Annotated in this window: 21 protein-coding genes and 1 tRNA gene; 10 read left to right on the top strand and 12 right to left on the bottom strand. The window is 53.3% G+C overall.

What is annotated here, in order from left to right; all coding sequences use genetic code 11:
- The first annotated feature begins 459 nt into the window (after window positions 1–459).
- Entirely contained in the window at window positions 460–1,284 is an 825-nt protein-coding gene (locus tag DPQ25_RS06375; RefSeq protein WP_112332321.1) for a helix-turn-helix domain-containing protein, read from the top strand.
- 173 nt (window positions 1,285–1,457) lie between these two features.
- On the opposite strand, the gene DPQ25_RS06370 is transcribed toward DPQ25_RS06375, so the two are convergent.
- Both DPQ25_RS06370 and DPQ25_RS06365 read right to left on the bottom strand, forming a co-directional pair.
- Window positions 1,458–3,608: a glycosyl hydrolase gene (locus DPQ25_RS06370; RefSeq protein WP_112332320.1), complete on the bottom strand. Its 2,151-nt coding sequence runs from the start codon at window positions 3,606–3,608 to the stop codon at window positions 1,458–1,460.
- A gap of 184 nt (window positions 3,609–3,792) precedes the next feature.
- Window positions 3,793–4,449, bottom strand: a complete 657-nt coding sequence (locus DPQ25_RS06365; RefSeq protein ID WP_177576872.1) for an SGNH/GDSL hydrolase family protein — start codon at window positions 4,447–4,449, stop codon at window positions 3,793–3,795.
- Window positions 4,450–4,615: 166 nt separating this feature from the next.
- Here DPQ25_RS06365 and DPQ25_RS06360 point away from each other — a divergent pair, with 166 nt between their 5' ends.
- Window positions 4,616–4,966, top strand: a complete 351-nt coding sequence (locus tag DPQ25_RS06360) for an N-acetyltransferase (RefSeq protein WP_112332318.1) — start codon at window positions 4,616–4,618, stop codon at window positions 4,964–4,966.
- Between the two features lie 114 nt (window positions 4,967–5,080).
- Window positions 5,081–5,455, top strand: a complete 375-nt coding sequence (locus tag DPQ25_RS06355; protein ID WP_112332317.1) for a desulfoferrodoxin family protein — start codon at window positions 5,081–5,083, stop codon at window positions 5,453–5,455.
- A gap of 69 nt (window positions 5,456–5,524) precedes the next feature.
- Here DPQ25_RS06355 and DPQ25_RS06350 read toward each other — a convergent pair whose 3' ends face one another.
- From DPQ25_RS06350 to DPQ25_RS06325, 6 genes are all read right to left on the bottom strand, one after another.
- Window positions 5,525–6,784 carry a glycosyltransferase family 4 protein gene (locus DPQ25_RS06350; RefSeq protein ID WP_112332316.1) on the bottom strand — a complete coding sequence of 420 codons (1,260 nt, stop codon included), beginning with the start codon at window positions 6,782–6,784 and terminating at the stop codon, window positions 5,525–5,527.
- 21 nt (window positions 6,785–6,805) lie between these two features.
- The gene (wecB, locus tag DPQ25_RS06345) at window positions 6,806–7,915 is read right to left on the bottom strand and encodes a non-hydrolyzing UDP-N-acetylglucosamine 2-epimerase (RefSeq protein ID WP_112332360.1); all 1,110 of its coding nucleotides are present in this window, start codon (window positions 7,913–7,915) and stop codon (window positions 6,806–6,808) included.
- Between the two features lie 102 nt (window positions 7,916–8,017).
- Window positions 8,018–9,121, bottom strand: coding sequence for a Gfo/Idh/MocA family protein (locus DPQ25_RS06340; protein ID WP_112332315.1), 1,104 nt, complete (start codon window positions 9,119–9,121; stop codon window positions 8,018–8,020).
- A 61-nt stretch (window positions 9,122–9,182) separates the two neighbouring features.
- The gene (locus DPQ25_RS06335; RefSeq protein WP_112332314.1) at window positions 9,183–10,502 is read right to left on the bottom strand and encodes a nucleotide sugar dehydrogenase; all 1,320 of its coding nucleotides are present in this window, start codon (window positions 10,500–10,502) and stop codon (window positions 9,183–9,185) included.
- 59 nt (window positions 10,503–10,561) lie between these two features.
- The gene (locus DPQ25_RS06330; RefSeq protein ID WP_330409840.1) at window positions 10,562–11,689 is read right to left on the bottom strand and encodes a DegT/DnrJ/EryC1/StrS family aminotransferase; all 1,128 of its coding nucleotides are present in this window, start codon (window positions 11,687–11,689) and stop codon (window positions 10,562–10,564) included.
- 5 nt (window positions 11,690–11,694) lie between these two features.
- Entirely contained in the window at window positions 11,695–12,285 is a 591-nt protein-coding gene (locus DPQ25_RS06325) for an acyltransferase (protein WP_112332313.1), read from the bottom strand.
- A 547-nt stretch (window positions 12,286–12,832) separates the two neighbouring features.
- Between DPQ25_RS06325 and DPQ25_RS06320 the strand changes: the two genes are divergently transcribed.
- The 4 genes from DPQ25_RS06320 (at window position 12,833) to murI (ending at window position 16,423) form a co-directional block, all read left to right on the top strand.
- Entirely contained in the window at window positions 12,833–13,816 is a 984-nt protein-coding gene (locus tag DPQ25_RS06320; RefSeq protein ID WP_112332312.1) for an ABC transporter ATP-binding protein, read from the top strand.
- Window positions 13,813–14,631 carry an ABC transporter permease gene (locus tag DPQ25_RS06315; RefSeq protein ID WP_112332311.1) on the top strand — a complete coding sequence of 273 codons (819 nt, stop codon included), beginning with the start codon at window positions 13,813–13,815 and terminating at the stop codon, window positions 14,629–14,631. The genes DPQ25_RS06320 and DPQ25_RS06315 overlap by 4 nt, the downstream gene beginning before the upstream one ends.
- Before the next feature lie 4 nt (window positions 14,632–14,635).
- Window positions 14,636–15,412 carry an ABC transporter permease gene (locus tag DPQ25_RS06310; protein ID WP_112332310.1) on the top strand — a complete coding sequence of 259 codons (777 nt, stop codon included), beginning with the start codon at window positions 14,636–14,638 and terminating at the stop codon, window positions 15,410–15,412.
- Between the two features lie 201 nt (window positions 15,413–15,613).
- Window positions 15,614–16,423: a glutamate racemase gene (murI, locus tag DPQ25_RS06305; RefSeq protein WP_112332309.1), complete on the top strand. Its 810-nt coding sequence runs from the start codon at window positions 15,614–15,616 to the stop codon at window positions 16,421–16,423.
- Between the two features lie 93 nt (window positions 16,424–16,516).
- On the opposite strand, the gene DPQ25_RS06300 is transcribed toward murI, so the two are convergent.
- A complete protein-coding gene (locus DPQ25_RS06300; protein WP_177576870.1) occupies window positions 16,517–16,726 on the bottom strand; it encodes a DUF378 domain-containing protein in 210 nt (69 codons plus the stop codon).
- A gap of 338 nt (window positions 16,727–17,064) precedes the next feature.
- Here DPQ25_RS06300 and DPQ25_RS06295 point away from each other — a divergent pair.
- Window positions 17,065–17,141 (top strand) — tRNA-Met (locus tag DPQ25_RS06295).
- On the opposite strand, the gene DPQ25_RS06290 is transcribed toward DPQ25_RS06295, so the two are convergent.
- Window positions 17,120–18,574 (bottom strand): recombinase family protein, encoded by a 1,455-nt coding sequence (locus DPQ25_RS06290; RefSeq protein ID WP_112332308.1) that lies wholly within the window; start codon window positions 18,572–18,574, stop codon window positions 17,120–17,122. The two genes, DPQ25_RS06295 and DPQ25_RS06290, sit on opposite strands and share 22 nt — an antisense overlap.
- Before the next feature lie 561 nt (window positions 18,575–19,135).
- Window positions 19,136–19,666 carry a helix-turn-helix domain-containing protein gene (locus tag DPQ25_RS06285; protein ID WP_112332307.1) on the bottom strand — a complete coding sequence of 177 codons (531 nt, stop codon included), beginning with the start codon at window positions 19,664–19,666 and terminating at the stop codon, window positions 19,136–19,138.
- A gap of 97 nt (window positions 19,667–19,763) precedes the next feature.
- Here DPQ25_RS06285 and DPQ25_RS06280 point away from each other — a divergent pair, with 97 nt between their 5' ends.
- Both DPQ25_RS06280 and DPQ25_RS14635 read left to right on the top strand, forming a co-directional pair.
- Entirely contained in the window at window positions 19,764–19,961 is a 198-nt protein-coding gene (locus DPQ25_RS06280) for a helix-turn-helix domain-containing protein (RefSeq protein ID WP_112332306.1), read from the top strand.
- 5 nt (window positions 19,962–19,966) lie between these two features.
- Entirely contained in the window at window positions 19,967–20,140 is a 174-nt protein-coding gene (locus tag DPQ25_RS14635; protein WP_177576868.1) for a hypothetical protein, read from the top strand.
- Window positions 20,141–20,940: 800 nt separating this feature from the next.
- Here DPQ25_RS14635 and DPQ25_RS06275 read toward each other — a convergent pair.
- The gene (locus DPQ25_RS06275; RefSeq protein ID WP_112332305.1) at window positions 20,941–21,558 is read right to left on the bottom strand and encodes a flavodoxin family protein; all 618 of its coding nucleotides are present in this window, start codon (window positions 21,556–21,558) and stop codon (window positions 20,941–20,943) included.
- Window positions 21,559–21,692: the final 134 nt, after the last annotated feature.

Here is a 21,692-nt window from a genome sequence, read left to right as displayed (position 1 = left end):
TAAAGAGCGCATTTATAAAGAAGTAGTGCTATTTCCACAGAACGCCATGGCCAAAAGCGATGACGTTCTGTTTTTTGACTGCTTTTCTGCTTCTGTAAACCTCTGCCGGTAAACCATTTTTGGGAACCCTGCATATCGTCAAAAAATATTACCGTTATATCAAAAATACCCTTTACAAGACGAACCCTTGAAGCTTTCTTCTCAAATAAAATGGCGGCGTAAACGCCGGAACGGCTTATCCCTTCCGTAAAATACGCCGCATTTTCGGTTAGGAAATTTGTTCAGTCCTCTTTTTCCCTCCCACCACCTACAACACCGCAACCGCACAGGGCGATTTTGATGAAAACTTCGCTCGACTATCGGTTTACTTTCTCATTATAAACTCATGGTTGGTTGTTCTTGCGTTGCGGCATGATATAATATAATCAGCAAACACGGTGGGAGAAAGGAGTCCACAATATGGACGAAAACAAAATTGGACAATTCATTCTTGAATTACGAAAAGAACAGAAAATTACCCAAAGGGATTTGGCGGCTCAATTACATATTACCGATAAAGCTGTTTCAAAATGGGAACGAGGCTTAAGCTGTCCCGACATTTCCCTCTTAACTTCTCTTGCAGATATTCTTGGCGTGACAACAAGCGAATTGCTAAATGGACAAAGAAGCAACATGCCGTCTAATGATATTGAACAAAGCGTTGATCATGCTTTAGTTTATGCCGAAAAGACCGCGAATAGGAGGGCAACCTCTTGCCGGAATATTTTGGCAATCGCCTTTTCATTATTGTTACTGGTTGGCATGGTCGTGTGTTTGATTTGCGACATCGCAATATCCGGAAAATTTACTTGGTCTTTGTATCCAATCAGTTCCATATTATTTGCTTGGGTTGTAATGGTTCCATTTGTAAAATGTGGCAGAAAAGGGTTGCTTGGTTCTTTAGTAGCGCTTAGTATTTTTATCATTCCATTTTTGTATGTGATAGATAAAATCATTGGCAAAGCTTCCATTATGCCGGTAGGTACTGCAGTCTCTCTGTTTTCCGTGTTTTATCTGTGGTGTATCTACGGAATTTTTAACAAACTGAATTCAAGGAAGTTCTTAGCCTTTGGATTATCATTATTATTGATAATACCCTTGTGTTTAGCAATCAACATTACCATTGCAAAATTATTTTCAATACCAATCCTTGATATATGGGATATCTTATCGTTTGGGATCGTTATGATAATTTCCGTTTCTTTATTGGTTACCGATTATATCAGGAATAATAAAAGATCATGAAAATGAAATCGTCGGGATAGAAAAACAGAGAGGCTACTGCTTTTAAAGTGGTTCCCTCTCTGTTTCTGTTTGCAATCCTGTCTATCGGCCGTTAAGTCCGTCTGTCTGTGATGTTACTTCCCCAGCGGCGTTTATCTATCGCCAAGAGCCTTTTATTTTATGCAGAACGCCTTTTAGCGGGCCTCATTATCCACAATAAAGATGCCGTCCCGCGCGGGGATGACCGCCCGCACATGCAAGCGTTGTGCCGCCGTCCCAGGATAGGCCTCCTGCTGTCCTTCAGCCGGGCCAGACTCTCCGGTTTGTAGATCCAGGAGCAGTGGGGAACAGCAATCCCGCAAGTAAAGATCCACCGTCAGCGGTTCGTCGCCGGAATTGCCGAAGAACCAAACCGGAACGCCGTTTTTCAGCCGGTGTGTGTAGGAAAGGTTGCCGTTTATGGGCTCTTTCTCCGTAAAAACCTCCGTGTCGGGGCAGAACGGCAGCGCCGCCAGCGCGCGGCCAAGCTCCTCCAGCGGATTGGGCAAAAATTGAACCCGCTGAGGGCTGCCGTGCTCCATCTCATACAGCAGTTCATGAAATTCCTTTTCCTCGCATTCCTTCAGCGCATGTTCCGGCCTGTGAGTCGTAAACAGCACACTGCCGCCGGACCGGCAAAAGGCGGCCAGCTTTCTCAGAGAAGCGCAGGATAAGAACACACAGCCAGGGACAATTACCACCCGCAGCCGTATCTGCCTATTGAGCGCCAGCGCCCCCTTCTCAACCGTACAGCGCTGCTCCAGCGCCTTGGGGTGAACGTAGACAAAATCCCGCCGCAGCTTCAGGCTCAGGTGCTCAGCAACGGCGAAATAGTCCGAATGCGCTGGATTGACGCCGCCGGTATAGGCGTTTTCCCCATTAAACCAATACTGGGCATGCAGGTCCTCAATCGGATATAAAACGCCGATATCACATTGCAGCTGCCCGCCCTGCAAAAGTGCGCCGGCACGGCAGGCCATATCGTTATATTCCCGCAGCGGGGCGGCAAACCTTTCGCTGCGATAGGAGAGCTCCGGCGGGAAGGTCACCCGGGCCGGGTCGTTGCTGTACCAGGTGCCGTGCGGCACATAGAGGCTGACGCCCTTCGCGCATTGATCCACCAGTTCCCGGCGCAGCACCTCTGGCGGCATCTCCTCGCCCATAGCCCCAAACACCTCGCACATGACGGCTTCCTTTTCAAAGTTTTCCGCCGCACTGCTGATGAGCTTATAGGCACAGGCTCCGCGCCCGTAAAAGCTGATCTCATCCACGCCGGGAATATCCTGCTGCTCCATCACCAGCATGGGGTCGCCGGAAATAGCGGTGGGGTTGACGATTTCCTCCTGATCCATATGCCCGGTCAGGCGGATGCGATGCTCCCTGCACCAACGGTGAAGCGTACCCACATATTCCCCGGCATACAGCCTGGAACGGAAGCCAAAGAGCAGCGCCCGCGCACGGGCATCCTCGATCGTCGCTTCCTCGGGCCCCTTCCAAAGCGACAAATAAAGCGGCACCGGAGAAAAGCCATGGGCCTGTGCAAACTTTTCGGCAAAGGAGGGCGTCCACATCTCGCCGCCGTCCACGTGCCAGATAGAGGGCTCGTCGTAGAAAGCACAGACAATGGTTTCACCGAAAAACTCCGCAAAGTGGCGGTAATAAACCGCGTATGTACGGGCCAGCAGGCGCTCGACCGCCTCATGGTCCAGGTAGTCCACCAGGCGCATCTTGGTTGCAGAAAGGCCCACCTGGCAGGGCGGGGCAACCGGGGTCGTGAACAGCGTCAGGCAGTAGGAACCCTCCGGCAGGGTAAGGCAAACACGGCCCTCCCGGTAGCAGGCGCTATAGTCCTCGCTGGTCCCCCTGTTCAGGTCCTCAACCAAAAAACCGGCGAAATCCCGGCTGGCAATTACCTCGGAGCAGTACTCGCCCCCGGTAAAGGCCCGCGTGTCCTTTTTCAGGAAGCGGTAGGCATAGTCCAGCTCCTCCCCGTCAAAGGCGCCGCCGCCAATTCCGCTGGGGAAGCCGTTTTCATCCCACAGGAAGATTTTCAACCCCTGGGCCCTGGCCTCCTCCAGCGCCCACCGGTAACGCCGTAGAAAGGGCTCCTTCAGGTAATCTTCCGGGTCATTTCCCCACAGCACAATCATCACGCCCGCATAGTGGTCCCTTTCTTTAAAGCCGCGAAACTCCCCGGCAATTTCCGCGCGCGTAATTTCCGTGAGCGAAACGTTCCACACCCACTTGGGCACCGTACCATATTGGGGATGCTCAAAGGTTGAAATTAAATATTCCGCTGCATTCATAACCGTTCTCCCCCTCACAGCCAGGGCCGGCCTTTCCTGCCCCGGCACGATGTTTTTAATCCGGCTTTACTATACCATGTATTCCTGCGCCCGGCAATCCCTTTTTCTGATTTTACGGCGCCGCCGGTACCATACAGGCCGAACCTCAAGGCCCTATGCTTTGAACCAGAAAAACGGCAGCAATTTACAGCGCCTCTAAAAATCGAATCAATTTCCGCGCAAGCACCCTGTGCCCAGCATCGTTGAGGTGGAGGCCGTCCGGCATGTAGCGTTCCCGGATCACCGGGACCTTAGGCTGTAGCCCGCTGCCTGCGAACAAGTCCAAGACCGGAAGCGCGTAGTACTCTGCGACCTCGCGCATAATGGCCACATAGGTTTTCAGGTCGCCCACATCCTGAGCTTTGAAGCCGTCGCCCCGCAGGCTGTCCTCATTGCAGCGGTGTAGCGGCGTCAACAGGACAATGTCGGCGGCGGGGTACCTTTCAATCAAACCGGTGCAGAGCACGTGCAGCGCGCCGTAAAAGGTGCCGCTGGTCCGGTCCTTCATTGTGCCGAGCGGTGCATCCCCATGCCCGAAATCATTTGTCCCGCCAAACACGACCACCGCGTCCGCGTCGGGGTCCATTTGCGCAAAACGCGCGCAGAAATCCTGGTCCTTGGGGAACTCTGGGAACTCTGTAATCTGTCTGGCAAAGCGGGTCGCGCCCACGCCATAGTTGCGGCACAGTGCGCCGGTTTCCCGGGCAATCACCTCTGTAAACCGATGCTCGGGGGCGCTGGTTCCATGCCCCTCGGTGATACTGTCACCGATAAAATTAATTTTTACACCTTTTAAATTCATTACAACCGCCTCTTTTTCAGGATTGATTTCTTTGCCGTTTCCAATATAAACCACTGCCCGGCACAACATGAACTCTTGTGATTATTACACACTTCGGATAAAATAACAACCTTCTTTTTATCACCATAATTATTATATTATAAAATTTACAAAGGAAGGCCATAAAATGAATCTCGAGATTAAAAAGCTTGTGCCGGAATTAGCTGAGGAATACCTGCGTTTTTTTGACACGACGCCGCATTCAACCAATCAAGCAGAGCACCGCTGCTACTGCGTGTGCTGGTGCGCCGCCAACTGCGAGCTTGAAAATTTTTCAAACGCCGAAGACAGGCAGCTGCTTGAACGCGTTTGTGAGGATGCGAAGGCCGATGGCTTTGACATTGTCGAAGCCTACCCAAACAAAGAATTTATCAATACAGAAGATGATTTTATGGGGCCAATCCAGCTGTATAAGCGCCTTGGCTTTTCTGAATGCTATGAAACTGAAAAGAAATTTGTAATGAGAAAAGAGCTATAAACAGATCTTCAAAACTTTTATAGGTCCACATGGAAAATTCTTCATTTTTTGTGTTAAACTAAGAGTGGCACTGATTCAGGCCAATTAAACGGACAACGAGAAAGGAAGCGTAAAATGAAATTTTACATTTGCAGCCACTGCGGAAACATCATCACCTATGTCAGAGACAACGGCGTACCCATCGTCTGCTGCGGCGAAAAGATGAAGGAGCTGGTTCCCGGCAGTGTTGAGGCGGCCCACGAAAAGCATATCCCGGTCATTCGGGTAAACGGCGGCGAGGTCACCGTGCATGTCGGCAGCGTTGACCACCCAATGCTGGCTGAACACTGGATCGAATGGATTGCCCTGGAGACCACGGCGGGCGTTCAGTGCAAAGCGCTGGCCCCCGGCATGGCGCCGGAGTGCAAATTCATGCTTGCGGACGGGGACGCACCTGTCGCCGCTTATGCATATTGCAACCTGCACGGCCTCTGGAGCGCGGAAGCATAAGCTGGGCAAATCCAAAATAACAGACAAAAAATAAACAGCCATAACAGTTATGACAATTGTTACGGCTGTTTATTTTTTATGAACGCCACCGATCTTGGGCCTCGAAAACACCTCTAAAAATTCCTGTGCCAGAACATCATATTCATGGTGCGCCAGGATATATTCTCTGCCGCGCCGCCCCATTGCCTCAAGCTCCCCCTTCGGCATTTTGGACAGCCGCACCGCAGCGGCGGCGATGGCACCGCTGTCCTCCGGCGGAATGGAGATGCCGCAGCCCGCGTCGGCGACCATGTCGTTGCCGGCCTCAATGGCAAACAGGACCGGCTTGGCGGCCATCATATAGTCCATGAGCTTATTGGGGCTCACGCCGAAACGAAAAAGGGGTTGGCGCTGCAGGCCTACGTAGAGCGCATCGAATTGTGCCAGCAGGCCGGGCATCGCATCCCGCCGCACCGCGGGCAGCATCACCACCTGTTTCTCCAGGTTCAGGTCCTTCACCTTTTGCACCAGGCGCTCCCGCTCCTGCCCCCGGCCCACCAAAACCAGCTTAATCCTTTCTCCGCGCAGCTTTTCACCGGCCTCCAGAAAGCTGTCCAGCGCGTTGGCCACGCCATGCGCGCCCGTATAACCGATGAGGAAATAGCCGTCCCGCTTAAAGCCGTCGAACAGCTCCCGGTAAACGGGCGGTTCCTCGGACTGAGGCCGCTCCCAGTCCTCCTTGACAATACCGTTGGGAATACAGACAAATTTTTCAGGCTTCATGCCGTGTTCAATGAAATGCTCCTTCGCGCAGGGAAGAATGGACACAATATAATCGCAGTCGCGGCAGCAATCATTTTCCGCGCGCTGCATCACCCGGATGTAGGGGTGGCGCGGGCTCATGCCGCCCAGCTCCATGGGGCTGAGGGGCCACAGGTCGTGCACCTCATAAATCAGCATAGCGTTATAGCGCCGGGCTATTTTTCTGGCCGGGTAAAAATCGAGCGGATAGGTTGACGAGGCAATCACCACATCGGGGCCGCCGTCTGCCAGCTCCTCCTGGTAACGGTTGAGCCCGCGCAGGAAAGAAAGCATATTGCGAATGCGCCCCATGCCGTTGCCCTGGTAGGCATTCCCGGCAATCCAGAAGTAGCGAACGCCTTCGATTTCCTCCACCATATACTTTTTACCCTGTAAATCCGGATTTTTTGTACGCAGATGAGAAAAAGAGCTGGCTGCCAGCGTTACCCGGTGGCCCTGGGCTACCCAGCGCTTAGCCATATAGAACGGGCGAAATTCCATCCCCTGCGTCGTGCCCCCGGCATAATGATTGATGAGTAAAATGTTCATGTATTCCCTCTATTCAGAAATTCATCCTTTTGAACGCCCGCGGCCTTCTTCGAGCTCACGTGAAACCAGCAGCCCCGCTATTTTTTCAGCGGCCCGGCCGTCCCCGAAGGGACGCCTGGCCAACGCGGCGGGGTCCGGGGCAGGCCGGCGGACCTTTTGCAGGATGTCGTCCCGGTCCATTGCCGCCAGCACATTCCAGCCGCCCTCCAGCGTTTCAAGCCACTCCGTCTCACTTCTCAGCGTTACGCAGGGCGTTTCCATAAAATAGGCCTCCTTTTGCAGGCCGCCGGAATCCGTCAGCACACCGCGGGCCCCGCTGGTCAGCAGCAACATGTCGAAATACCCCACGGGCTCAATCAGGCGGATATTATGGAACGCCTGCCCGGCAATCACCTGCTGGGCCAACGGGCGGGTGCGCGGATGCACCGGAAAAACCACCGGGCAGTCCAGAGCCTCAAAGGCTGAAAAAATCTCGTGCATCACGGCCTCGCCGCCGTCGGTTGTTTCCGCGCGATGCAGCGTAGCCAGGTAATATGCCTTCGGCTGTACGCCGTTGTCCGTATATATCTTTTGAAAGCCGGGCATCTGCCGGGCCTTTTTCAGGTAATGGGTAACGGTGTCCAGCATCACGTCCCCCGTCATCGCCACACCGCCGCGGATTCCCTCCGCTGCGAGCTGTTCCACCGCCGTCAGCGTCGGGCAGAACAGCTGCGTAGAAATATGGTCGGTGAGGATGCGGTTTTGCTCCTCCGGCATCCGCCGGTTATGCGAGCGCAGCCCCGCCTCCACATGCGCTACCGGAATGTGCAGCTTCGATGCCGCCAGCGCGCCGGCAAGCGTGGAGTTGGTGTCGCCGTACACCATGACTTTATCCGGCTTTTCCTTGAGCAGGACCTCCTCTGTACGCATGAGGATCTCACCCGTCTGCCGGGCGTGGGTACCCGAGCCCACATTTAAGTGGTAGGCGGGCGCAGGCAGATCCAGCTGCTGGAAAAATACATCCGACATGTTGGCATCATAATGCTGGCCGGTATGCACCAATATTTCCCCGCATTTTCCCCGTAGGGCCGCGGAGACAACAGAGGCCTTGATAAATTGCGGGCGTGCGCCTACAATGGTTACAATTTTCATAAACCGGCCATCAACCGTCCTTTCTGTTTGAGGAAGCCCCTCTTTGAAACGCACAGCCTGTCCGTTTCCCCTGTCCGCCGGGTTTGGCGGGCCGCCCTGCTCTTAGTCTTTGACCCGCACATCCCTGTTATCCATGTCCAGCGTCGAAAAATTCAGGCCGTCAAGCGCTACGGGCAGGCCTGTTTTCTGGCTTTGATAGGCCGCCAGAATTATCTTCATCGCCTTCATACCCTCGCGCCCGGTCACAAGCGGATCACGCCCCTGCTGTACCGCGGTAAGATAGTCCCGGTACAGGGCCGTGTGCCCGCTGCCGTAAACATCGCTGGGATCCTTTCCAGTAAGCGCCGCGACCGCCTCGTCCTGCGGGGCCGCCTCGGCAAAATTCCAGGTCTGCACACGGTTGACAGCCAGGCCGCCGATCACCGCGGCGCCCGTTTCTCCAAAAACAGAGAGCGTCTCCTCCAGATTTTTTGGGTAGACGCAGGCCGTCCCCTCAATGATTCCGATCGCGCCATTTTTAAAGCGCACCAGTACCGCGCCGAAGTCCTCCGCCTCAATGTCGCGGAGAAAATTGCCCGTCATCGCCATGACGGTTTCCGGCTCGCCGCCCAGGGACCATTGCAGCAGGTCAATGCCATGGATGCACTGGTTCATCAGGGTACCGCCGTCCTGCGCCCAAGTGCCGCGCCACGGCGCCTGCTCATAGTAGGGCATGGTACGGTTCCACAAAATGCGCGCCGTACCGTTGACCAGCCGCCCAAAGCGCCCGGCATCCAGCGCGCGGCGCAGCTCCTGCACCGGCGGGTTAAAACGGTTTTGGTGGCAGACGCCGAGCGTTACCCCCTTTGCCTCCGCCTCACGCACCATGGCCTCCGCATCGGCGGTGCTTAGGGCAACCGGCTTTTCCACCAGGACATGCCTGCCCTGGGCAATACATGCGCGCGCAATCTCCGCGTGCAGGCCGCTTTCCGTGGCAATGACGCACACGTCGGGACGCACAGCGTCCAAGGCTTCGCGGTAGCCGGCGAAAACCGGCGGGCGGCTGCCGGTAAGCTCCCGGTAGCGCTCCGCTTGCTTCTCCGCGTTTTCTACCACCGGGTCGCACAGGGCCGACAGCTCGCAAAGCTCATTGTTGGCGGCGGCCGCGGCAATATGGTTTTTGGAAATCCGGCCGCAGCCGATCAGCATCAAACGGAACCGATTCATCCATTCTCTCTCCCTTTCGCAAAACGCGCCGGGGCGTTTTCACCTAAATTTTGCGGGGCTTTTACAGCAGTTCGATATTGGAACGGTCTTTGACGTCCCGCATGGCGTTGCGGGTGTCAAAAACCTCCTTTGAAAGCCGCTGGATTCGTTCATAGTCAAACGCCGCGTGCGCCGTACAGATGATGGCAATATCCGCGCTCTGCAGCAGCTCATCCGTCAAGGCCGCCTCCCCCCGGTAGATTCTGCCCTTATGGCGCACCTCGGGGATGTAGGGGTCGTAGTAGGACACCAGCGCCCCCTCCCGCTCCAAATGCTCCAGCACATGGAGGGCCGGGGATTCACGGCAGTCGTCGATATCCGCCTTATAGGCAACGCCGAGCACCAGCACCCGGGCGCCGTTCATGGCGGTTCTATTTTTATTAAGGACCTTCATGGCACGATCGACCACATATTCCGGCATCGCAGTATTAATCTCTCCGGAGGTCTCAATCAAGCGGGTATGGTAGTCATATTCCCTGGCCTTCCAGGTAAGGTAGAACGGGTCCAGCGGAATGCAGTGCCCGCCCAGGCCCGGGCCTGGGTAAAAGGCCTGAAAGCCGTAGGGCTTTGTTTTCGCCGCATCGATGACCTCCCACACATTGATCCCCATCCGGTTGCAGATGATGGCCATTTCATTGGCCAGGCCGATATTGATGTTGCGGTAGGTATTTTCCAGCAGCTTTTCCATCTCCGCCACCGCGGGGGAGGACACCTCATATACACCGCCGGAAAGCACGTTGCGGTACAGGGCCGCCGCGACCGCGGTAGCCTCCTGGCCCACACCGCCGACAACCTTAGGGGTGTTTTTGGTGCGGTAGGTCTTGTTGCCGGGGTCCACCCGCTCCGGGGAGAAGGCAAGGTAAAAGTCCTCGCCGCACCTGAGCCCGCTGCTTTCCAGGATCGGCTTCAGCAGCTCCTCCGTCGTTCCCGGGTAGGTGGTGGACTCCAGCACCACCAGCATACCCCGGTGCAGGCGCCGGGCCACCGACTCGGTGGAATTTTTGACATAGCTGATGTCGGGCTGCTGGTATTGATCCAGCGGAGTCGGGACGCATATCAACACAGCGTCCACATCGCGGATAAAGTCAAAATCAGAGGTTGCAGAGAGCTTGCCCTCCTCCACGACCTCCTTCAGCGTATTGCCTACAATATCGCCGATGTAATTCTGTCCCGCGTTTACCGCGTCAACCTTTTTCCGCTGGACATCGAAGCCAATGGTACGGTAACCGGCCTCCGCCATTTCCACTGCCAAGGGGAGCCCCACATAGCCCAAACCGATGACGCCCACCACCGCTTCGCAACGGCTGATCTTATCTAAAATGACTGTTTTTAAACCTGTCATACGCTTTCTTTCCAATCTATCATTATTTCAGCTTCGCAGACATTCAGCGCCGCAGAAGTTCAGCGCCGCAGAAGCGCCGCAGCCACCTGGCGGACAGCCTCGGGCGCCAGGTAGCCATGCATAGGCAGACTGAACACCGTTTTACAGAGGCGCTCGGCAACCGGACAGTCACCCGCTTTTCCACCGAGGCCGGCATAGGCCTTTTGCAGATGCAGCGGAACCGGGTAATAAACCATTGTGGGAATTTCCGCTGCCTCCAAGCGGCTGCGCGCTGCGGCCCGCTCCTCCTCGCTGCCGGCCCGCACCGTGTACTGCGCCCAGCTGGAGCGATAACCGGCCGGCACGCCCGGCGGGGAAAAGGCGCTGCCCGCAAGCAGGCTGCTGTAAAGCGCCGCGGCCCGGTTGCGCGTTTCATTTTCCGCGTCGAAGGCCGCCAGCTTCGGCAGCAAAACGGCCGCCTGCAGTGTATCCAAGCGGGCGTTCAGGCCCAAACGGATATTCTCGTATTTATCGGCGCCCTTTCCATGCACGCGCAGAGAGCACAGGAGCCGGTACAGCGGTTCCTCATCGGTAAAAACTGCGCCGCCGTCTCCATAACAGCCCAGCGGCTTCGCCGGAAAAAAGCTGGTGCACGAAAGCTTGCCAAAGCCGCAGGCCTTCCGGCCTGCCAGTTCTCCGCCAAAACCCTGCGCGGCATCCTCTATGAGGATCAGCCCCTCCTCCCGGCACACCGCCTCAATCGCGGGGTAATCGGCCGGCAGCCCGTAAAGATCTACCGCTATGACCGCGCGCGGCTTCAGTCTTCCCGCCTTTTTGGCCCGGCGCACCTGAGCCCGCAGGGACTCCGGGTCCAGGTTAAAGGTGTCCGCAAGCACATCGCAGAAAACCGGCTCCGCCCCCAGCAGGCTCACTGCCTCACTGGTGGCGAAAAAGGTGAAATCCGGCACAAAGACCGCATCCCCCGGCCCGATCCCCAAGGCCATCAGGGCCATCAGCAGCGCCGCCGTACCGCTGCTGACCGTAACGCAGTAGCGCCGTCCCGTATAGCGGCAGAGGGCCTGCTCCAGCTCTTCAACCTGCGGGCCGGAAATGAACTGTGTATGTTCAATGACCGCTGCAATCCCTGCATCGATTTCCTTTTTCAAGTGCTGATATTGCGCGGAAAGGTCATTATAAGCCATCTTCATTGCTCTCAACCCCTTCCGTCCGTTTCTTCCGCCAGGCCGTGCGCCGCTCTCGCATACCGCCGCCCGCAGCGCGGACAGTACAGCGCCTGCGTGAGCAGCTCCCCGCACGCGCAGACCCAGCCCTTCTGCCGCGCCGGGACGCCCACCATCAGCGCATGGTCCGGCACGTCTGCCGTCACCACACTGCCCGCGGCAATAAAGCTATTTTTTCCGATCCGGTGGCCGCAGACCACGGTGGCGTTTGCCCCGATGCTCGCGCCCTCCCCGACCGGGGTTTTCTGATAAAAGGCATGGCCCGCCTGCGGAAATTTACAGCGGGGCCGCAGCACATTGGTAAAAACCATGGAGGGCCCGCAAAAAACGTAGTCGGCCAGCTCCACCCCGTCATAAAGGCTGACATTATTCTGAATTTTACAGTAATCCCCCACCACTACATGGGGAGCCACATAAACATTTTGGCCAATGTTGCAGTGCGCGCCGATTTTCGCCGCCGCGCTGACATGGGAAAAATGCCAGATCTTTGTTCCGCTGCCAATTACGGCGCCCTCGTCCACACAGGCGCTTTCGTGCACAAAAAAAGCTGGTTCCTCCGGCAATGCGCAGCCTCCCTTTTATATATTTTTTATGATACCACACGCTTATGTCCTGATAAATCACATTAATATTAACATTATAGCTCTTTGGGGAATTATAGTCAACAAAAGGACCGGAACGAATTCTTACAAATCTGCAAGGCCTTTCAAAATACAGATTGACAAGCTCCCCCAAAACAACTATAATAAGGACCTGACTCTAAAAATAAGAGGAGGGGTTTCCAATGCTGAAGAATATAGACAAGCAGCTTGTTTTTCTTTCATTCGGAAGCCCTCCTTCCTTTTTCCCTTGAAATTTTATTCGTGTGTGGAGAGAGCATTCCGGTTTTTCTGGAATGCTCTTTTTGTCGTTGCCGAGGGTTTATCAGAGTTTACCGGTAAACAGCAGTCAAAACAGCATTGCCTCATACGCCTTCCAACGGCGTTTCCGGACCGGCGCACCTCTTTTTCTGCTAAAAAGCCGGACAAGCCCACTCCTCCCCGCTTTATATGCCGCCGGAAGCGGCTGGAATAAATATTTTTACAATATTAATTGCAGGAGGGATTCAAAATGATTCAGTTGGAGCACATCTGCAAAAGCTTCCGCGTTTCGCGGAGAAAGGCCGGCTTCGGCGCGGCGGCAAAGGCGCTGTTCCGGCGGGACACCGAGACCGTCCGTGCGCTGGACGACGTTTCCTTTTCCATTAAAGACGGTGAGATGGTTGGCTATATTGGCCCCAATGGCGCCGGAAAGAGCAGCACCGTCAAGGTTATGAGCGGCATCCTTACCCCGGACAGCGGAACCTGCCTGGTTAACGGCCGCGTCCCCTGGCGGGAGCGCACCGCGCATGTACGGGAAATCGGCGTTGTTTTTGGCCAGCGCAGCCAGCTTTGGTGGGATGTTCCGGTTGAGGATTCCTTTGAACTACTGCGCGACATCTACCGTGTTCCGGAAGCGCTCTACCGCAAAAACGTTGCCGAGCTCACAGAACTGCTCAGCCTGCAATCTATTTTGCAAACGCCCGTGCGCCAGCTCTCTCTGGGGCAGCGCATGCGCTGTGAAATCGCTGCTTCCCTGCTGCACAGCCCTAAAACCCTCTTTTTAGATGAGCCGACCATCGGGCTCGATGCCGTGTCCAAGATCGCTGTGCGGGAATTTATCCGCCGTCTCAACCGGGAACACGGCACCACGGTCATCCTCACCACGCACGACATGCAGGATATTGAGGCGCTCACCCAGCGCATTCTGCTGATTGGCAAGGGACATATACTGCTAGACGGCAGCCTTGAGGAGCTCCGCCGCCGGTATGCCGGCGAAAAAACACTGACGGTCTCCTACAGCGGCGAGGCACTTCCCGTGTTAACCGGCCTTTCCGGCGTGTCCGTCGCCTCCGACCTTCCGGGCCGGGCCACGCTGCGGATTGAGGCCGGCGGCCCCAACGTCTCGGAGATTATCACCCGGCTTTCCGCCCTCGTTCCCATTAAGGACCTTGCCGTGGCGGATGAGAGTCTGGAGGAAATGATGGTTTCGCTCTACAGGGAGTACCGGATATGAAAAAGATTGAGCTCCGGGCATATCTGTCCTTCTTCCGCATCCGCTTTGCAGCCGGACTGCAATACCGCGCCGCCGCTTGGGCGGGTATCCTGACGCAGTTCTGCTGGGGCGCGCTGGAAATTCTGCTGTTCCGCGCCTTCTACCGTGCCGGCGCCTCTGCCTTTCCCATGGAGTTCAGCCAGCTTTCAAGCTATATCTGGCTGAGCGAGGCCTTCCTTAGCATGCTGGCCACCTACTTTTTTGAAAACGAGCTGCTGGACTCCATCTCAAACGGCGGCATCGGCTATGAGCTTTGCCGGCCTGCCAGCCTGTACGGCATGTGGTTTACCCGCAATGCCGCCGCGCGCGTCAGCCGGGCGCTGCTGCGCTGCCTGCCCATTCTGCTTGTCTCCGCGCTGCTTCCCGCCCCTTACGGGCTTTCCCTTCCAGCTGGGCCGGGCGCCCTCCTCCTATTTCTGCTCTCGCTTATCTCGGGCCTGCTGGTGGCGGTTTCTTTGTGCATGCTGGTTTGCGTTTTGACCTTTTTTACCGTTTCTCCCGCTGGGCTGCGAATTTTTTACATAGCCATCGGGGACTTTCTCTCCGGCGGCCTAATCCCGATCCCTTTTTTCCCGGCAGTAATCCAGCCGCTGATAAACCTGCTGCCCTTCGCGTCTATTCAGAACACCCCCTTTTTTATTTACAGCGGCTATATTTCCGGCACAGATGCGGTTTGGGGAATCCTGCTGCAGATCGGCTGGATCGCCGTGCTGAACATGCTCGGTGTATTCCTGATGCGCAGGGCGCTGCGCAGGGTCGTCGTACAAGGAGGTTAAAGCCATGCGTCTTTATTTAAAGTATTTTTCCATGCACCTTCGTGCCGCCATGCAGTACAAGGCCTCTTTCTTCCTCACCGCGGCCGGGCAGTTCATCGTCTCCTTCTCTGCCTTTCTGGCTATTTATTTTCTCTTCCAGCGCTTTCACGCGGTGGAGGGGTTCCGGTTTGAGCAGGTGCTGCTGTGCTATGCCGTGGTATTGACCGCCTTTGCGCTCAGCGAATGCTTTTTCCGCGGCTTCGACACCTTTGCGGGCATTATCGGCAACGGGGAGTTTGACCGCATTCTGGTCCGCCCGCGCAATGAGATTTTCCAGGTGATCGCCACAAAAATCGAGTTTACCCGCATCGGGCGGCTTCTACAGGCTGTTGCCGTGCTGATTTACGCGCTGCCCGCCAGCGGCGTCGAGTGGAACGCCGCCCGGATCTTCACCCTAGTGCTGATGATTCTCGGCGGTGTGGGCCTATTCAGCGGCTTGTTCATCATCTATGCCGGAATTTGCTTTTTTACGCTTGAGGGCCTTGAATTTATGAACATCTTTACCGACGGCAGCAAGGAGTTTGGCTCCTATCCGATGGCCGTCTACGGAAAAAAGCTCCTGCGCCTGTACACCTATGTCATTCCCCTCGCCTGCGTGCAGTACTACCCCCTGCTCTTCTTGCTTGGGCGGGAAAACAGCCCGCTTTACATGCTCGCCCCGCTGGCAGGGCTGCTGTTCCTAGCGCCCGCGCTGTTGGTCTGGCGCATCGGTGTGCGGCATTATAGGTCTACAGGCTCCTAAGCCCTTCATAAATTTGCACGGTTGAACGTATGCGGCGCCGATTCCGGGAAAATATAACAACGGCGAACGGCCCGCGCCTGTGCAGGCGTTTTCAGGCCTATAAAAGTTTACCGATTGAAAAAAGGGCGGTTCTATAGTAAAATGAAAAGCAACCTTTTAATACTTCCAGCATTGGCTGTACAAAGAAAAGAAGGAAATGCAATGGCTCAGCAACGCAACATACAGAAACCCCGCCCCTCGCAGCCCATCGCCGTCTTTGACTCCGGCTTCGGCGGCATCAGCGTCTTAAAGGAGCTGGCGCGCCTGATGCCGGGCGAAAATTACCTTTATTACGGCGACTGCAAAAACGCCCCTTACGGCACAAAGTCAACCGCAGAGGTCCGCGATCTGACGGTTTGGAATATCGGCCGTTTGATTGAAAACGGCGCCAAGGCCGTGGTCATCGCCTGCAACACAGCCACCTCGGCCGCAGCTGAGACGCTGCGGGAAAAATACCCGGATATTCCCATCATCGGCATGGAGCCCGCCCTTAAGCCGGCCGCGCTCAGCATGGACCACGCCCAGGTACTGGTCATGGCCACGGCGCTGACGCTGCGGGAGGATAAGTTCCACCAGCTTTTACAGACCTTTGAGAACACGGCGGACATCTATCTGCTTCCCGCGCCGGGTATTGTGGAATTTGTCGAGCAGGGCGTTACGGAAAGCCCCGGGCTGAGCGCGTACCTCTCTGAGCTGCTCGCGCCCTACCGGCGGCAAAGGGTGGACTGCATTGTGCTGGGCTGTACGCACTTCCCCTTTGTTCGGGAGAGCATCCGCCGGGCGCTGGGGTACCCCGTCCGCTTTTTTGAGGGCGGCCGCGGCGCCGCCAGGGAAACGCGGCGCCGTTTGCAGGCGCAATGCCTTTGCAATCCCCAAGCCAAGCCGGGCACGCTGAACTTTGAAACAAGCTGCGGCGCCAGTGAAAAGAAGCGCCTTTGCCAAAAGCTTTTCGGCCTGTATCAGCCTATGTAGCAAAAACCTTGCTGATTTTACTAACGAAATCGGCAAGGTTTTTATTGAACCCTGTGCGGTAAGGTTCGGGCATAGAGAATCAGGCCCGCATGCTCAGGTTTCGTGCGTCACATTGTTGTCGCGGAACAATAGGGAGATGCACCACAGCGCAGCCAAGCCTACCAGCGTATAGATGATTCTGCTGACAATGGCGCTCTGTCCACCGCAGATCCAGGCGACAATGTCAAACTGGAAAATACCGATGGAGCCCCAGTTAATGCCCCCTATGATCGTCAGGATCAGCGCTATTTTATCAATGATCATAAAGACCTTCCTTTCTTAGCATAGGCGTTCAGGCAGATTTCATAAAGCTATGAAATGCCATTCCCTATTCTTCCCGCGATGGCTGCTGTTATACACGGAGCGTTTCACCGCATGGCGAATAAAAAATTTTACATATGCATAGCAGACACTAAAAATGCCAACACAATCCGAGGCTGGCCGTCTTTGTGCAGCACGCCGGCCGATACTTTATATTCCCCTTTGACAAACTGTGTTCCGCAAGCTTATTTTATGTTTTGAAAAATTAAAATAAAAAGGGCTTGCAATTTTGCTTTTAATATGGTATAGTAATAAACACATTAGGCATTACCTTAAAATATCGCGGGGTGGAGCAGTCCGGTAGCTCGTCGGGCTCATAACCCGAAGGTCGTAGGTTCAAATCCTGCCCCCGCAACCATGAATTCCCAAAACCGTTTTCAGTGTACTTTGTATATTGAAAACGGTTTTTTCTTTTTCCTCATCTTCTCCCACGTCTATACGCTCGATCAACAAGCGCACAGCGTCGCGATCCGGCGCCGCCTTAATACTTTCCAGCCATGCTTTGATAGTGTCAACGGTGAAATCCTTTGGTGGCTCCGTTGCCTCCAGTACGGCAATTTCTGCCTTGATTTCCTTCATTTGCTGTCCAACGTCTGCCACGACTTCATCGGGCAGCACGCCGCTGGAAAGGTTCTTCATCAATGCGTCATACTGCTTTTGCTTGCCCTGTATGCGCTGTTTTAATACCTGCTTAAATTCTGTCATGCGTGAGCCTTCCCCGGCCTGATATTGGCGCAGGGCGTCAGAAATGGCCTTCTGGTTTTCATCAGAAAGCAAATCTTTTAAATACCTAATTGCGGCGTCATCCACTTCCTCCATCCGAACAACCGGCGCACCGCATTTTTTAGAGCAATAAAAATAGGGGTACTCGTGCCCCTTTCTCTTTGAGGTCATGCCGTGCATTTTAGCCCCACACCGGCAATATACAAGGCCGCTGCACATGTAGTTTGCTTTTCTCCCTGTCTGATTCCGTTCATCCATGATCTTCTGTACCTCCATAAACTGTGCCTTGCTGATAATGACCGGCAAGGCATTTTCTATTTTTATCGCGTCCGGTTTTGTGCGCCTGTCTGCCCTGTTTTCGGCCTCTGTAGGGCTGTAAGCATATAAGCCGGTATATTTTTCATTTCTCAGTATCTCGTAAATTTGGGGGTATTTTATGGGCTTTCCACGCTTTCCCCGAACACCAGCGGCAGCCATTTCCTCTATCAGCTTCGTGAATCCCTTTCTATCCCGGGCGGCGTCAAACATTTTGCGGACGAAGACGGCTTCAAATTCATTGACAACATATTTTTTATTAACAATATCATAACCAAACGGCGGAAAACCTCCTGTATGCTCCGCCCTTAATGCTGTTTCACGCAGCCCCTTTTTGGTTTCAGCCGCCAAGTTGTCAATATAATATTCCGATAAAGACCACATAAGCGCCCGCATGATCTTCGCTTCATTGCTGTTGCCAAAATCCTGCGCGGCAGCAATCAACTGGATCCCCTTATCCTTCAGTTTTGCCTCCAGATTAACATGCTCGCCAAGATTTCGGGCAATGCGGTCATATTTATGAATTAGGATGGTATCGAACAGGCCCTTTTCACAGTCGCGCAGCATTTTCTGATACTGTCGGCGCTGGGCCGTTTTGGAGCCCTTGCCGCTGACCGCCTCATCTACGTATATATCCGCTATTGTCATACCGTGCCAGGCAGCATATTCCCGGCAGGCGCGCACTTGTGCCTCTATGCTGTCCTCCGTCTGCTTGTCCGAAGAAAAGCGGGCGTATATGACCGCGCTGGGCATGGCTCCACCTCCTTATTGATTTTATGGATTGGATATGATATATATTAACCGTGGGTACTGTCACGAACGGCAGGCGGTTAGACCCTCTCATTCGCAAGGGAGGGAGCCTTTCTTTTTTCCCTCCCGTAGAAGGGAGGGGGTGCAAATGATTACATATACAGAGCTTTTTCAGTTCTGCACATTGATCGTAAGCATTATAGCCCTGGTAATTCAGGCGATAAAAAAGAAGTAACCGCCCAGCCTCCAAGCAAGCGGTTACTTCAACTGCAAACGAGGGGCTAACCGTCGGCTGACAGTGCCCTTCTTATATTTTAAGTATAGCCGCTTTCCACGCACTTGTCAATATTCTATTCCGTCCCTTACGGTTCTATGTAGCCGTAAGGGCTTTTATTTTGCCCTAATGCGTCTGAGGGGGCCACTCTAACCGAGCCCTTCTGGAAACGGAAAAATGTCCGTTTTCACTTTTGGCGCCAGCGGGCCATTTTGTCCAGCAGCAAAATCAAGTTGTCATTTTGACGTCCTGAGCGCGCCGGTCATGCCCTTCTTTTAGTCTCCAGGGGGTTATTTGGGGGACGTTTCTTTCTGGTAGTCCGGCACCTTAGCAAGGTCTTGAATTTGGGCTATGGCACGCTCTTGGCCTTTAGAATTTAACTGGCCTAAAAGCTCGAATATAGCCTTAACATCGTCGGAGGCGAAAGCGGGCGGAATGTCAACACTTTTGCGCGACATCATGCTTAATGTGGTCACTTGCCCTGTAAATTTTTCTTTCTCGGGAAGGATTTCCTTTATTTGTTTTCGGGTGTCTTCGGGTGTACCGGGATTTTCCACTATTACGTTTAATACAGAATACATCTGCACAAGAGTTTTTGCGAAATCGGTGACTTCTTCCACAAAAATATCTACATCGTACAGAAGAAATACCGGCACCCCGAGCGCGTCAGCTATCTTTTGCAGCATATCAAGCGTTATGTTATGTCCTCGCTCCAAGGCGGATTGAAGACTTGACGGAGGAATACCGGCTTTTATTGCTAATTGTCGCCGACTTAACCCACGTTCCTGCAATATGGTGTCTATCCTATCCGCTACGGCCATTTTATCACCTCAATGGTCATTATAACATTTTTAAACGAAATTTCAATTATTCTATTGACAGTAAACGAAATATCGTTTATAAAAAGGAGGTAAGCAAATGCAAATTAGCAAAGAAAAAATTGAACTCATCATGGCGATGAAAGGACTAACCGCTTCAGAGGTAGCAAAGGCGTGCGGAATCTCCCGGCAAAATTTCAGTACCGTTAAGCTTCGGGGAACATGTGCACCAGGAACCGCCGGAAAGCTTGCCCGCGGGCTTGGCGTAGACGTTGCCGACATTATCAAGGAGGAATAAAAACCGTGGAGCCAAAAATGTGCAGAATCCCAATACAGGCAAGGTATGAGATCATCGACGGCGAGGCCGTCATGGTTTCTGCAGAATGGGCCGATATTCCCGCCGATGACATCGCATTATACCTGATTCAAAAGCTAGGCCCGAATTTCTGGGAAAAAGAGCGGGAGGCGATAACTTGACAGAATCGGAGTTTCAAAATTTCCTCAAGGGCTTACATAAATGGGCATCTAAACCGTTCGCCCCTTCCAAGTAATGTGGCCGATTTTACTGTCGTCCACATTTTTTATATTTATGCAGGTTTTCGGGCTTTTTTATCCTATAAAAAAGGGAGCAAGCAATAGTTTTTAGCTAGAAAAAATCGCTCACAGATTCATGTGTAAAGCAAGATAGTGATGGAATTCTTGTGCTTGAAAGAGCACATTATCAGTTCGCTAAGGTGCTGTAATGCGATATTGAAGTGGTAGTCAGTTGTTTTTGACTACTAGCTTACTATAATCGTGGTAGAGACTATTTTTATGGGAGGGGTTTGATGAAAAATATCCTTTGATGAGCTTTTGAGATTAAGGAAATTGGTTCACAGAAACGCAAGGCCACTTGGCTATACAATGTGGAAATCTTCATCCAGATGGTAAACGGTGGTGTGTCGCTGAACAAACAATTGGAAATTATTATTGGGGGTACTCATTTTATTACTCGTGATTTGAATATACTGAGGAAATTTAGTAGATTGGATTTTCATTTACCTGTTCATGTAAGATAAATACAATTGCCCAGATAATATTGTAAACATCTTCTGAAATCATCTTCTTGGGTGATATGCTTTCGGGAGGCAAGCAATAAAAAATATGAAAGCAGCCAATTTGGCTGCTTTCATATTCTAACTTTTGTTATGACATCTTATCCATTTGCCAAATCTCTTTTTGTTTCCATAATGTATTCGCCTCTTCGCCGTTAGTCGTAGATTTTTGAGTTTACGCTCTCACCGCACAAAATTGGTCAAGATCTTCTGGTTTTCCGGAGGATGCAAGCCATGCCGCTTTCCTAAACCGATACATTTCAGCATCCATGCCATGTTCTTTCCAAGGTTATACATGGTCATCAGACCTTCTTTGTCCTCGGCCACCTCCTCCGGCTGCGCTCCATAGACATGATTCCAGTAGGTCGAAGAAACCACCGGCATGGAGCAGATTGTAAAGTATTTATTGATGACGTCAAAGGAGGCCGTCGTACCTGCCCGCCTGGCCGAGAGAACAGCTGCCGCCGGCTTATATTGAAAAGCTGTGCCGCAGGAATAAAATGCCCTATCCATGAAAGTCAACAGTCTGCCGCTTGGGTGAGCAAAATAGACTGGAGAAGCAAAGATAAACCCATCGGCTTCTTTTGCCTTTTCTACAAACTCATTCACAACATCATGGAAGATACAGCTTCCAGTTTCTTTACACTTGCGGCAGGCGATACAGTCCGGCAGGGCTTCATTCCCGATAAAAAACTGCTCGGTTTCAACACCTTCCTCTTGTAAAGCTCGTTCCACCTCGCACAATGCGGCATGGGTACAGCCTTCCTTCCGGGAACTGCCGTTAATAAGTAACACTTTCATGCGTAATTCGCTCCTTCTCTCTATTGTTTTTTGGGATTTTTCATGTTATAATCCGATTGTTTTAACCGCTTGCTACAATCGATTATAATTTACGGTAGTTACTACCGGTCAATAGTTTTTTAAAATCCAAATTT

It is taken from the genome of Hydrogeniiclostridium mannosilyticum (genome assembly GCF_003268275.1).
GTDB classification, from domain to species: Bacteria; Bacillota; Clostridia; order Oscillospirales; family Acutalibacteraceae; genus Hydrogeniiclostridium; species Hydrogeniiclostridium mannosilyticum.
This window is presented reverse-complemented; position numbering and strand designations above follow the sequence as displayed.